Genomic DNA, 13,687 nt, shown 5'->3' on the forward strand with positions numbered 1-13,687 from the left:
GCCGGGGAGTGGACGGATGGGACCGTACGCCCCTTGGTGTGAGCCGCGGATGAGCAAGGTCCATTCGTTCTCACATTGGTCCTGAACAGATGATGGGGAGCAAGTCCCGCATGCAAGGCAAGGTATTGTCCGAACCGAATGCGACGCCGCCAGTCTATGCCGGCATCGACGTGTGTAAAGAGTGGCTGGATGTCTACGTCCATCCGGCCGGCAAGAGCTTCCGCGTCGCCAATGACAGTGGCGGACTGCGGCGGCTGAAGCGCCTGCTCGGCGAGCTTGCGGTGAGGCGGGTGGTCCTGGAGGCGACGTCCAAATACCATCGGGCGGCGCAACGCTCGCTGCACGAGGCGGGATTGGCCGTGGCCGTCGTCAACCCGCTGCGCGCTCGGCTCTTTGCCGAAGCCTGCGGCCAGCTCGCCAAGACCGATAGGATCGACGCCAGGCTGCTGGCCTTGATGGGGGTCGCACTCGAACCGGCCGAGACGGTACCGGCTTCGCTTGCGATGGAAGCATTGCAGGAAATCGTCGGCGTGCGCGGTGCCGCCAGTGCCGAACGCACCGCGCTCATCAACCGCTTGGCGACACTCCAAAGCCCCTTTCTGCGCGCCGAACTCAAGCGCAGACTGCGGATGATCGAACGCCACCTCGTCCGTCTCGAAACCGAAACCGCTCGCCTGATCTCGGCCGACCCCGCCCTTGCCCGCCGCCACGCCATCTTGGTGTCGATCCCGGGCATTGGCCCGATCACGGCCACCGCGCTGCTGGTCGGTCTCGCCGAGATGGGCACGCTCAACGCCAAACAGGCGGCCATGCTGACCGGCCTCGCCCCCGTCGCCCACGACAGCGGGCCGCGTCAGGGCCGCCGTGCAATCAAAGGCGGACGCAAGGCTGTCAGAAACGTCCTCTACATGGCGGCGCTGTCGGCAAGCCGCTACAACAAGGACCTTGCCGCCTTCGCCGCACGCCTGCGCAACGCCGGAAAGGCCGCAAAGGTCATCCTCGTCGCCGTCATGCGAAAGCTCGTCGTCATGGCCAACGCACTCATCGCCCAAGACCGCTTCTGGAGCCCAATCGCCCCTTGACAACAAACACAGATGCTCATCCGACCGAGCTCCGCTCGCCACCTTCGCCTTGCCAAGTCCAGCCTTCCGAGCCTATTCTTGCTGCTAAAATAATTTCACGTACAGGCAAACTTGTTTCTCAAGACATAGGGTTGAGATGAGCCAGTCGCCCTACCCCGCCGTCGCCGCCGGACCGCCCCGGCCGAGCCTCATCCTGCGGCCCGGCCAAATGGCGCTGCCGGCTGGCATGGAGCGCTATTTCGTTCACGGCAATGGCGCGGTGCTCATCGATGTCGAGGCCGGCGATACCATCAGCGTACGCAACGTAGAGGGCGGCCAGGCTTGCGAACTGCTGGCTTGGGACAAGAGCGGCGCTACCGACCCCAGCATTTTAGGCGAGAAATCGCACAGCAACGCCGCCGGCATCAAGGCGCTGCTGGCCGATGGCGACGACAGCCTCGCTTCCTTGCGCCGAGGGCTCGAGCGACGCCAGGTGCAGCTTGATCAGGCAAAGGCGGTTCGCGTCTTCGGCGGCGCCACCCCGGCCGGCACCGAACAGGGTTTTACCGTCGCCCGTAATGGGTCGATGCTGATCGCTGCCCCGGGCGGGCCGATGCTGGTCGACGGCCACGACACGGCGACACCGCTCAACGTCATCGTCCGCCGCGCCACGATCCGTCCGGTGGCGAAGTCGCAATTGGGCGATCCCCTAGCCGACCCGGTGCTCGACCTGCGTGTCCATTCGGCGACCGCGGAAGCCTACTTCGTCAAGGCAGGCGACTATCTGCAGATCATCGATGTCGACGGGCGCCAATGCACCGACTTCCAGTGCTTTTCGGCGCGCAAGCTCGACAAGGGCAGCGATCATCCGCTCGACGTGACGACGACCCGCACGCTGATGGGCTCGAGCTATCCGATGCCAGGCCTGCACTCGAAATACTACGATCAGGACATGGAGCCGCTGGTCGAGGTGGTGCAGGACACATGCGGCCGGCACGATGCATTCGCGCTCGCTTGCGCCGCCAAATATTACGACGACATCGGCTATCCCGGTCACCCCAACTGCTCGGAGAATTTCAACCGCGCGCTCGCCGACAAGGGCGTCACCCCGCGCGCCGGCTGGATGGCGATCAACTTCTTCTTCAACACGGCGATCGACGCGCATGGCGTCATGGTGTCCGACGAGCCGTGGTCGCGGCCGGGCGACTATGTGCTGCTGCGCGCCTTGACCGACATCGTTTGCGTTTCGTCGGCCTGTCCCGACGACACGACGCCGGCCAATGGCTGGAATCTGACCGACATCCATGTGCGGACCTATTCCGGCCAGCACAAATTCTCGCGAGCGATCGCCAGACGCATGACGCCCGATTCGGAACCGAAAATGACCCGCGAGACCGCTTTTCATTCGAGCTTTGCCAAGCACACCCGCAACTTCGTCGAGTACAGGGGCTATTGGCTGGCCAATTCCTTCGCCAGGCAAGGCCAGATCGACGAATACTGGGCCTGCCGGCGGGCTGCCGTGATCATGGACCTGTCGCCGCTGCGCAAGTTCGAGGTCACCGGCCCGGATTCGGAAGCACTGCTGCAATACACGCTGACCCGCGACGTGAAAAAACTCGGGGTCGGCCAGGTGGTCTATTCCGCCATGTGCTACGAGCATGGCGGCATGATCGACGACGGCACGCTGCTCAGGCTCGGCAAGGACAATTTCCGCTGGGTCGGCGGCGACGATCTTTCCGGCGAATGGCTGCGCGACACCGCGACGAAACTCGGCCTCAACGTGCTGGTGCGCTCGTCGACCGACCAGATGCACAATGTCGCCGTACAAGGACCGAAGAGCCGCGACATCCTCAAAGAGATCATCTGGACCTCGCCGTTGCAGCCGTCGATCGAGGAACTCGAGTGGTTCCGTTTCGCCGTCGCCCGCATCGGTGGCGGCAACGGCATTCCCGTCGTCGTTTCGCGCACCGGCTATACCGGCGAGCTCGGCTACGAGATCTGGTGCCATCCGCGCGATGCCGAAAAGGTGTTCGACGCCATCTGGGAGGCCGGCCAGCCGCATGGCTTGAAGCCGATGGGGCTGCAGGCGCTCGACATGGTGCGCATTGAGGCCGGACTGATCTTTGCCGGCTATGAGTTTTCCGACCAGACTGATCCGTTCGAGGCCGGCATCGGCTTCACCGTGCCGCTGAAGAGCAAGACCGACGATTTCATCGGCCGCGAGGCGCTGATCCGGCGCAAGGAAAACCCGCAGAAGAAACTGGTCGGCCTCGACATCGACGCCAATGTCGCGGTCGGCCATGGCGATTGCGTCCATGTCGGCCGCGCCCAGATCGGCGAGATCACTTCGAGCATACGCTCGCCGCTGCTGAACAAGACCATCGCGCTGGCCAGGCTCGACGTCACCCATTCCGCGATCGGCACCGAGGTCGAGATCGGCAAGCTCGACGGCCACAGCAAGCGGCTGCCGGCGCGCGTCGTCGCCTTCGCCCACTACGATCCGCAAAAGACCAAGCCGCGCTCCTGACGGCAGCATCCCTTGCCTTCTCCCCCTGTGGGAGAAGGTGGATCGGCGCGCAGCGCCGAGACGGAAGGGGTGTTGGACGGAGTGCTGTCGGTGCCAAGCTGGATCACCGCTCATCCGACCTCGCGGAGCCTGTCCTCGGGCTTGCCGGAGGCAAGACCCGTGGGCGGGGCCACCACAAGGGGAGAAGGTAAGAGCATGTTCCACATCTGCGATGTGCACAGTTTCACAAAACGCTTGACGTGAAAGCGTGACGGATCAATCTTCACTGGCAAGAAAAAAATACTACTGAGCGGAAAATGCCTGAGGTCGTTCAACGCATGCGTCAGTGACGCACCGCGAGGTGTCGGCCGTCGCCGATGGGGAACATCAGAAATGGGGAATTCACGTAAATGAGCACGATAGTCTCTGCCTTGGTGCCGGCTGCCGAAGGGAAGCTGCACCGGAATATCGATTGGCGCGGCGCCTTCTGGGTGGCAAGCGGCGTTCCCGCCCTTGTCCTGTTTTCGATCGGCGGCATTGCCGGCACGACCGGCAAGCTGGCCTTCCTGATCTGGACCGTGTCCATGATCATGGGCTTCCTGCAATCCTTCACCTATGCCGAAATCGCCGGCCTGTTTCCGAACAAGTCCGGCGGCGCCTCGATCTATGGCGCTACCGCCTGGCTGCGTTATTCCAAGTTCATCGCACCGCTTTCGGTGTGGTGCAATTGGTTCGCCTGGTCGCCGGTGCTGTCGCTCGGCTGCTCGATCGCCGCCGCCTACATCCTCAACGCGCTGGCGCCGGTGCCGCTGTTTACCGACACCTCGCCGGAAGTCGCCGCCTATATCGCGGCTAATACGGGGACCAGTGCCGCCGACGCCATTGCGGCGGTGAGCGCGGCCGCCACACCGGCGATCCGCAACTGGACGCTCTACGGTCACACGCTGGGCCCGGTCTCCTTCACCTTCAACGCCACCTTCTTCATCGGTGCGGTGCTGATGCTGATCATCTTCTCCATCCAGCATCGCGGCATCCTGGGCACCGCCAACGTGCAGAAATATATCGGCCTGTTCGTGATCATTCCGATGCTGATCGTCGGCGTCGTGCCGATCGTCACCGGCCAGATCGACTGGGCGAATTTTTCGCCGCTGGTGCCGCTCGCGGCCGCCTATGCGCCCGAGCCCGGGGCGTGGAACATCGCCGGCTGGACGCTTGTTCTCGGCGGCATGTTCATCGCCGCCTGGTCGACCTACGGTTTCGAGACCGCCGTCTGTTACACCTCCGAGTTCAAGAATCCCGGCACCGACACCTTCAAGGCGATCTTCTATTCCGGCCTGCTGTGCATGCTGCTGTTCATCCTGGTGCCGTTCACCTTCCAGGGCGTGCTCGGCTTGAACGGCATGCTGGCGACCCCGATCGTCGACGGCTCCGGCGTTGCCGACGCACTGGCCGGCATGGTCGGCGGCGGCCAGCTGATCCATAGCCTTCTGGTGATGCTGATGATCCTGGCCCTGGTGCTGTGCATCATGACGGCGATGGCGGGGTCCTCGCGCACGCTTTACCAAGGTTCCGTCGATGGCTGGCTGCCGCGCTATCTCAGCCACGTCAACGAGCATGGCGCCCCGACCCGGGCGATGTGGACCGACCTGATCTTCAACCTGGCCGTGCTGGCCATCGCTTCGGCAGATGCAACCAGCTTCTTCTTCATCCTCGCCGTGTCGAATTGCGGATACATCATCTTCAACTTCCTCAACCTCAATGCCGGCTGGATCCATCGCATTGACAACGGCCATATCGCGCGGCCGTGGAAGGCACCGAGCTGGCTGCTCGGCATCGGCGCCATTCTTGCCTATGTCAACATGATCTTCATGGGCGCCGGCGCCAAAGTCTGGAACCCGATGGCACTGTGGGCAGGACTGATCACAGCTGCCTTGATCATCCCGGTGTTCTGCTTCCGGCATTACATCCAGGACAAGGGCAAATTCCCCGACCACATGCTGGCTGATCTCGGCATGAATTCGTCCGATCTCGCCGTCAGAAAGGCGGGCATCCTGCCCTACCTGACGTTGATCGCCGGCGTCGTGGTGATGCTGCTAGCCAACTGGCTGTTCGTCATCTGACATCGGCCTGAAAGGATCGAGTGCGGACCGCCGCGCTCGATCCGATTTGCTTCCAGAGGCTCGTCGCAAGCTCGCTCACTGGAAGCTCGCGATCGCGAGGTCGGGTAGTGTCTCAGTTTGAAATTTGACGCCGCGCTTGTCGCGATCCGGGCCGAACTCCTATATGCTTAGCGGAAAGCATTGGAGCGGCAATGAAGCTTGAGAGCACCATCACTTGCCCGGACTGTGGGCACCAGTCTGTGGAAACGATGCCTACCGACGCCTGCGTTCACTTCTACGAATGCAAAAACTGCAGGGTACTCCTGAAGCCCTTAGCGGGCGATTGCTGCGTTTTCTGCTCATATGCCGATCTGCCATGCCCGCCGCTTCAGGAGAGTAGCCATGCCAACCGGATCTAAAGGCCAGAAGCGCCCCGCCGACGTGATCGGCAACGCCGTCCGCGTCATGCGCATTGCGACCAGTACAAGAAGCGGAATAGCGAATGATTGTCAGGATAGCAGAACTGGAGATCGATCCCGACCAGATCGAGGCTTACGGCGCACTCCTATCAGAAGGGATTGAAGCCTCGGTGCGGCTAGAACCTGGGGTCATCTTCCTGTACGCGCTGTCGGTCAAGGGAAGCCGCGATAAGGTGCTGGTGATTGAAGGCTACGCTGATCAAGCGGCCTATGAGGCGCACCTCACCACGCCACATTTTCTCAATTACAAAACTCAAACTGCCGACATGGTGAGATCGCTTCGGCTAATCGAGACGGACCCGATCTCGCTCAAAGCGAAAAATCAGATTTCAAACTGAGACACTACCCGAGCAACGACCCGCCGCCGAGGCGGGTTTTTTGTTTCAGGCTTTGCCGGCATCTTGGCGGTCAGCGCCGCGGTGGAGGATTGGCAGGCGGATCGCTCAATCGATCTTGATGAACACGCCCTTGGTGTTGAGATACTCGTCGAGGTGCTCGGCACCGCCCTCGCGGCCGTAGCCGCTCATCTTGTAGCCACCAAACGGCATGGCCGGATCGATGGCGTGATAGGTGTTCACCCAGACCGAGCCGGCGCGGATCTTCTTGGAAAGCTGATGCGCGGTGGCGACATTACGGGTGAAGACCCCGGCAGCAAGACCGTAGGGCGTGTTGTTGGCCCGCTCGACCGCCTCATCGAGCGTATCGAACGGCAGCGCCGAAATGACCGGCCCGAAGATTTCTTCGCGCGCGATCCTCATGTCGTCCGAGACGCCGGCAAAGACCGTCGGCGCGACGAAATTGCCGGCGGCCAGCGAACCCTCCACAAGGCGTGTGCCGCCGGTGACGAGGGTCGCGCCCTCCGCCGTGCCGGCCTCGAGATACGAGGCGACCCGTTGCAGCTGCTTTTCGGAGACGAGCGGGCCGATCTCGGTTGCCGGGTCAATGCCGTCGCCGACCCTGAGGCCCTTGGCGTAGGCCGCCAGCCGCGCGACGAACTCATCATGGATGGAGCGCTCGACGAACAGGCGCGAGCCGGCGATGCAGATCTGGCCGGAATTGGCGAAGACCGACATCGCCGCCACCGGCACCGCTGTGTCGAGATCGGCGTCGGCGCAGACGATGACCGGCGACTTGCCGCCGAGTTCCAGCGAGACGCGCTTGAGGTTGCCGGCCGAGGCGCGGACGATCGACTGGCCGGTCGCCGTCGAGCCGGTGAAGACGATCTTGTCGACGCCCATATGCTCGGCAAGTGCGGCACCTGCCTCGGCGCCAGTGCCGGTCACGATGTTGACGACGCCTGGCGGAACGCCGGCCTCGTTCATGATGTCGGCGATCAGAAGCGGCGTCAGCGGTGCCTCTTCCGAAGGTTTCAGCACCACCGTGCAGCCGGTCGCCAGCGCCGGCCCGATCTTCCAGATCGAAGCGGCCGTCGGTGCGTTCCACGGGATGATGGCGCCGACGACGCCGACCGGCTCCTTGCGCGTGAAGGAGACGATTTCGCCCGGCAGCGAGTTCTCGATCGTCTCGCCATGCAGGGACGTCGCCATGCCGGCGTAGTAGCGCAGCATACCGATGACACGGTTGCGGTTGGCGCGGGTGCGCACGATCGGCATGCCCATGTCGGTCGTGTCCGAGCGGCTGATCTCCTCCCAGTGCTTTTCGAAGAGGTCGGCGATCCTGAGCAGCAGCACCTGCCGCTCATAGGGCTTGAACCGGCTCCACGGCCCGTCGAAGGCCTTGCGCGCCGCGGCCACTGCCAGTTCGACATCCTGGCGGTCGCCGCGCGGCACCGTGGCAATGACCGCGCCGGTGGCTGGATTGCGGGTTTCCATGGTGCGGCCCGAGCGGGCGTCGACCCAGGCGCCATCGACGAACATCTGGCGGTGGCGTCCGTCGATCGGCCGGCGCAGCGCTACCGGTGTCTGAGCTACGGTCATGACGTCCTCCTCGGCGCGGTAGTCACTCTCAGTTCACATTAGCGGTATCGTTGTATCGACTCCGTGGGTGATCTGTAACGAATTTGTGCGACGACCAAGAGGCGAGATCAGTGTCGCGCCAAGCAACAATCACTTGAGATTAATCATCGATCTCTGCGCCGCCCCTCATCGCCCTGCCGGGCACTTCTCCCCGTATAGTGACGGGGAGAAGATGCCGGCAGGCAGATGAGGGGCGGCGCCAACGTGCGCGATTGCCTCGACCGTTATTCGGCTGCCAGGGCCAGTTGCGGCCTTTCGCTTGCTTCTGCCGCCTCGGCCGCCTGCTCCGCATCTTCGGCCTTCTTGCGCTCCCTGCCGAAGAACAAGGCATAGCCTGCCGGAAGGACGAGGATGGTGAGCACGGTGGCGACGAGGATGCCGCCCATCATGGCATAGGCGAGCGGACCCCAGAAGACGCCGCGCGAAATCGGGATCAGCGCCAGGACCGCCGTCAACGCCGTCAGCATGATCGGCCGGAAACGGCGGACCGCCGAGCCGATGATGGCCTCCGAGCGTTCCATGCCGGCCGCGATATCCTGGTCGATCTGGTCGACCAGGATGATCGAGTTGCGCATGATGATGCCGAGCAGCGCGATCACGCCGAGGATGGCGACGAAGCCGAACGGTGCGCCACTGATCAAAAGTGCCGCCGCCGCGCCGATGATGCCGAGGGGACCGGTCGCCAGCACCAGCATCGCTTTGCCGAAGTGCTGCAGCTGGATCATCAGCAGCACGACGATGACGGCCAGCATGATTGGAGCTTTCGCAGCAATGGAGGCCTGGCTTTCGGCCGAATCCTCGGCGCCGCCCTGGATCTCGATGTTGTAGCCGGGTGCCAGACCGTCGCGCAGGCCTTGCATCTCGCTGTACATCTTCATGACGACATCGTTCGACTGCACGCCATCCGGCAGCGTGGCACGCACGCTGATGGTCGGCAGGCGGTCGCGCCGCCATTCGACGCCTTGCTCCAGCACCGGGACGACCTTGGCGACCTGCGACAGCGGCACGAAGCCACCGAAATCCGTCGGGACAGAGACCGAGTCGACCGCCGACAGCAGGTGGCGGCTCGCCGCCGGTTCCCGGGCGACGATCGAAACGGTCTCCTCGCCGTCGCGGAAATCATCGAGCGGCGCCCCCGACATGCTTGCCTGCAGCACCTGGCGGATGCGCTGCGAGGTGACGCCGAGCGCCCGGGCGCGATCCTGGTCGATCACCAGCTTCATCTCCGGCACCGGCTCCAGCCAGTCGTCGTGAACGGCCCCGAGCAGCGGATTTGCCTGGAACTTCGCCTTCACTTCGTCGGCGATGCGGCGCACCTCCTGGCGATCCGGGCCCATGACGCGCATCTGCACCGGCCAGCCCGTGGGTGGCCCGAGGAACAGGCGGTCGACCTTGGCGCGGACCGACGGGAAATCCTCGGCCAGAATGGTGCGCAGCTTGACGATCAGCCGTTCGCGGGCCGGTTCGTCATTGGCCATCACCAGAAGCTGGGCGAAGTTCGGATTACGAAGCTGCTGGTCGAGCGGCAGGAAGAAGCGCGGCGTGCCCTCACCGATATAGGTGGCGATGAAGCGCTTGTCCTTGTCGTCCATCATCCTGGTTTCGAGCGCCTTGGCCTGCGTCTCGACTTCCTTGATGCTGGTGCCCTCCGGCAGCCAGAGGTCGACAAGGATTTCCGGACGCGATGACTGCGGGAAGAAATTCTGCGGGATGAACTGGAACGCCCACAGGCTGGTTGCGAAGGTCACCAGTGTCATGACCAGCACGATGATGCGGTGGCGCACGGACCAGCCGACGGTGGCGCGAAGCCGGCGGTAAAAGGGCGTATCAAAAACATCGTGATGGCTGCCGGCGTGTTTTCGCTGCTTGAGGATCATATGACCAAGCCACGGCGTGAAGTAGACCGCCACGAACCAGGAGACGACCAGCGCGATGCCGACGACGTAGAACAGCGTGCGTACGTATTCACCGGCCGTCGAGGCCGCGAAGCCGACCGGAATGAAGCCGGCCGTGGTGATCAGCGTGCCGGACAACATCGGGAAGGCCGTCGAGGTATAGGCGAAGCTCGCCGCCTCGACCTTGACCAGTCCTTCCTCGAGCTTGCGCTCCATCATTTCGACGACGATCATCGCGTCGTCGACGAGCAGGCCGAGCGCGATGATCAGCGCGCCGAGCGAAATGCGCTGCAGATCGATGCCGATCTCGTACATGATGGCGAAGGTGGCGGCCAGAACGAGCGGAATGGTGATCGCGATCACCAGGCCCGAACGCCAGCCGATCGTCAGGAACGAGACGACAAGCACGATCAACAGCGCCTCGCCAAGCGCTTCCATGAACTCGGTCACCGCTTCCCTGACGACTTCCGGCTGGTCGGCGATCTGATCGACCGAAACGCCGTAAGGCAACGCCTCTTCGAAGCGGTGATAGGTCGCCTCAACGTCCTTGCCGACATCGGTGACGTTGAAGCCCTTGGCCATGACGACACCAACCTGGACACTGTCGTGGCCGTTGAAGCGGTATTTGCGCTGATAGGGGTCTTCGAGGCCTGTGGTCACGGTGGCGATGTCGCCGAGGCGCGTCACCTGGTTGCCGGCGCGCAGGCGAAGTTCGCGAATGTCGGCCGCCTCCGTCACGTTGCCTTCGACCGAGATGCGCACCGAACGCTGGCCGGTGTCGACCGAGCCTGCCGGATCGACATTGTTCTGGCCCTTGATCGCGTTCTGCAGATCGGTGAGCGTCAGGCCACGCTCGGCTAGCACCTTGGACGAAACGTCGATGTAGAGTTTTTCCGGCTGGTCGCCGATGATCACGGCCTTTTCGACGCCAGGCGTCGTCAGCAGCATGTCACGCGCCTGGATGGCTAATTTCTTCAGCTCGGGATAGCTGTAGCCATCGCCGCTGATCGAATGCAAGGTGATGAAAGTGTCGCCGAACTCATCGTTGAAGTAGGGCCCGAGCAGCCCCTGAGGCAGCTCATTGGCGATGTCGCCGACCTTCTTGCGCACCTGGTAAAAGGCATCCGCGACTTGCGTGGGATTGGTGTCGCCTTCCACCTGCAAGGTGATGATGGCGCTGCCGGCGCGCGTGTAGGAACGGACGAAATCGAGATGCGGGGTTTCCTGCAGCTTGCGCTCGATTTTGTTGACGACCTGGTCCTCCATCTCCTGGATCGAGGCCCCCGGCCAGACAGCCTGGACGACCATGACGCGGAAGGTGAAGTCCGGGTCTTCCTTCTGGCCCATGCGCATCAGGCCGAGCGCACCGGCAACGATGATCAAGCCGAACAGGAACCGCGCAATGCTCGGGTGCCCGATTGCCCAGCGCGAAAGATTGAAGGGCCGCTTTTCATTGGTGTCGGTGGTCATAGCGCCAGTCCATTTGTCTGATCGTCAGCGCACGCACACGGCATGCCCACGGAGCTTCTAATGCTGGCTTCCGGGCGGCGAGGCTTTCCGAGCGGAGAGACACTCATCGCGGTGGGACGCAAGGATCGATGTGGGGGGTTACATCGACCTGACGTCTCGACAATCGGGCACCCTGCCGCCCGGAAACCATGAACCGCTTGACCTCGCGGCTTGCGCCGATGCGAGGAAAAGCCGTTTTATTCTTGGCCGTCAGCGCACGCGCTTGGCGACGTCGCCATCATCGTCCGCCGATGCGGACTGTTGCACCGCATCGCCGGGCAGCTTGACCTTGAGATTTTCGGCCATGAATTGCGTGCCCGCCGCAACGACGACGTCGCCGGGTTTCAATCCTTCGGCAACATGCACGCCGTCGGCGGTGAACTCGGCGACCTTGATCGGACGCGCATGGACGGTCTCGCCGTTGCGGTCCACGGTCCAGACGATCTGCTGGCCATCTTTTTGCGCCAGTGCGCTCAACGGGATCGATACGCTTTGCGGGCTGCTGTTGGCCGCCGAAGCCTCGATGTTCGCGGTCATGCCGAGAAGCACGCGAGGATCGTTGGGCAGGCTGACGCGAACGGCAAAGGTACGCGACTGCTGATCGGCGCTGCCGGCGACTTCACGGACCTTGCCGTCGAGCGTCAACGCGTCGTCGGACCAGAAGCTTGCCTTGACATTCTTGCCCGGCTTGAACTGGGCGATATCCATTTCCGGAACGGCGATCAGCACTTCCTTTTCGCCATCGACGGCAACCGTCACAACCGGCGTGCCGGAGCCGACCACCTGACCGACATCGGCGGCGACTGATGTGACGATGCCGTTCCTGTCCGCCTTGAGGTCGGTGTAGAGGACCTGGTTTTTCGCCTGGTCCAGCGCTGAGCGGGCGGAATTTCGGGTGGCGACCGCCTGATCATAGCTGAGCGTTGCCTGTTCGAGCTGCGATTTCGATGCAAAGTTCTTGGCAAACAACTGTTCGGCACGACGGCGGGCAAGGCCTGTCGTCTCGACCTGCCGCTCGGCCGCCTCGAGGCTGGCCTCGGCGCTGTTGACCGAAAGGTCGTAGTCGGCGGGATCGATGCGGGCCAGAACGTCGCCCGGCTTGACGCGCTGGCCGATATCGACCAGGCGCTCGGTGATCTTGCCGTTGATGCGGAAGCCAAGGTTCATCTCGGTGCGGGCGCGCACCGATCCGGAGTAGGAAAGCTCTCGGGTATCGTTCGCCTTGGCGATCTCGACGACCTTGACCGGCCGGACGATGTCCTTGACTTCCACTTTTTCTTGCGAGCAGCCGGCGAGCCCAAGCGCCGCGACGACGACCAGAGCCGGACCAATGGCCGGCAGCCTGTTCATGATGGATTTGGACAAAGGCACTTGCGTACTCCCGAACTGGATATGGATTGTCGACGACCGGCGGACGCCGGTCATTTCTTCAAGGCCCTGATCGCAAACTCGATAAGCTCGTCCGGCATCGCCCGATTCTTTTTGGCAAGGCACTGGGCGACCATCTGCGGATGACAGAGGGTGATGATAGCGGCGCTGAAACACCGCGAAGCGACTTCCGGGTCCTGATCGGCAAACTCGCCGGTTGCGATACCGTCGCTGATCACCTCCGCCACCAAGCCGCGGATCCTGTCGATATGCTTCTCGATGACATGCCAATCGCGTTCGATGGCAACGACGACCATTTCGTGCACCTTCTCCTGGTCGAGCATGGTGTCGCGGGTCCACTGATAATGCGTTTGAACGTAGCGGCGAAGCTTTTCGCTGGCTGTTCCGGGACCATGGCAGGCGTCGTAGGTCAGTTGGTAGCAGGTAGCGAGCATGCGGCCGCAAACGGCCTGGTGGATTTCGACCTTGGAGGCGAAGAAACGGTAGATGTTGGCCGTCGACATGCCGAGTTCACGAGCTATGTCGGCGACGTTGGTCTTGCCATAGCCGTAGTGGCGGAACAGCCGCTCTGCGCAATCGAGGATGCGCGCGACATTCTCCTGCCGGACCACGTCGGCCGCCGTATCGAGGGTATCAAGGGTATCATTCATCGTGTTTCATTAGCTCAATTACGAGTGACGAATTTTGAATTTCGTCACTCGTAATTCGAAATCGCCCGCCTGTCAACTGCGACATTATCCGTCTTGGGCGACTGGTGACATCTGTTGACACAA

9 protein-coding genes are annotated in these 13,687 nt (G+C 62.8%); 5 read left to right on the plus strand and 4 right to left on the minus strand.

The annotated features are described in order from the left end of the window. Positions 1-110 precede the first annotated feature (110 nt). The 5 genes from AC0NIE_RS30155 (at position 111) to AC0NIE_RS30175 (ending at position 6,483) form a co-directional block, all read left to right on the plus strand. Complete coding sequence (locus AC0NIE_RS30155) at positions 111-1,082, plus strand: IS110 family RNA-guided transposase (RefSeq protein ID WP_473490043.1); 972 nt, start codon at positions 111-113, stop codon at positions 1,080-1,082. A 136-nt stretch (positions 1,083-1,218) separates the two neighbouring features. Continuing rightward, entirely contained in the window at positions 1,219-3,588 is a 2,370-nt protein-coding gene (locus AC0NIE_RS30160; protein ID WP_473486019.1) for a DUF1989 domain-containing protein, read from the plus strand. A gap of 389 nt (positions 3,589-3,977) precedes the next feature. Then, positions 3,978-5,687: an APC family permease gene (locus AC0NIE_RS30165; protein WP_473486020.1), complete on the plus strand. Its 1,710-nt coding sequence runs from the start codon at positions 3,978-3,980 to the stop codon at positions 5,685-5,687. Between the two features lie 191 nt (positions 5,688-5,878). Beyond that, complete coding sequence (locus AC0NIE_RS30170) at positions 5,879-6,085, plus strand: GDCCVxC domain-containing (seleno)protein (protein WP_473486021.1); 207 nt, start codon at positions 5,879-5,881, stop codon at positions 6,083-6,085. An 83-nt stretch (positions 6,086-6,168) separates the two neighbouring features. After that, on the plus strand, positions 6,169-6,483 hold the full coding sequence (locus AC0NIE_RS30175; RefSeq protein WP_473486022.1) for a putative quinol monooxygenase: 315 nt from the start codon (positions 6,169-6,171) through the stop codon (positions 6,481-6,483). A gap of 105 nt (positions 6,484-6,588) precedes the next feature. On the opposite strand, the gene AC0NIE_RS30180 is transcribed toward AC0NIE_RS30175, so the two are convergent. The 4 genes from AC0NIE_RS30180 to AC0NIE_RS30195 form a co-directional block, all read right to left on the minus strand. Next, positions 6,589-8,082, minus strand: a complete 1,494-nt coding sequence (locus tag AC0NIE_RS30180; protein WP_473486023.1) for an aldehyde dehydrogenase family protein — start codon at positions 8,080-8,082, stop codon at positions 6,589-6,591. Positions 8,083-8,345: 263 nt separating this feature from the next. Next, entirely contained in the window at positions 8,346-11,486 is a 3,141-nt protein-coding gene (locus tag AC0NIE_RS30185) for an efflux RND transporter permease subunit (RefSeq protein ID WP_473486024.1), read from the minus strand. 249 nt (positions 11,487-11,735) lie between these two features. Next, entirely contained in the window at positions 11,736-12,875 is a 1,140-nt protein-coding gene (locus AC0NIE_RS30190; protein WP_473486199.1) for an efflux RND transporter periplasmic adaptor subunit, read from the minus strand. A 71-nt stretch (positions 12,876-12,946) separates the two neighbouring features. Further along, entirely contained in the window at positions 12,947-13,564 is a 618-nt protein-coding gene (locus AC0NIE_RS30195) for a TetR/AcrR family transcriptional regulator (RefSeq protein ID WP_123146932.1), read from the minus strand. Positions 13,565-13,687 lie beyond the last annotated feature (123 nt).

The organism is Mesorhizobium sp. WSM4842 (assembly GCF_055901575.1).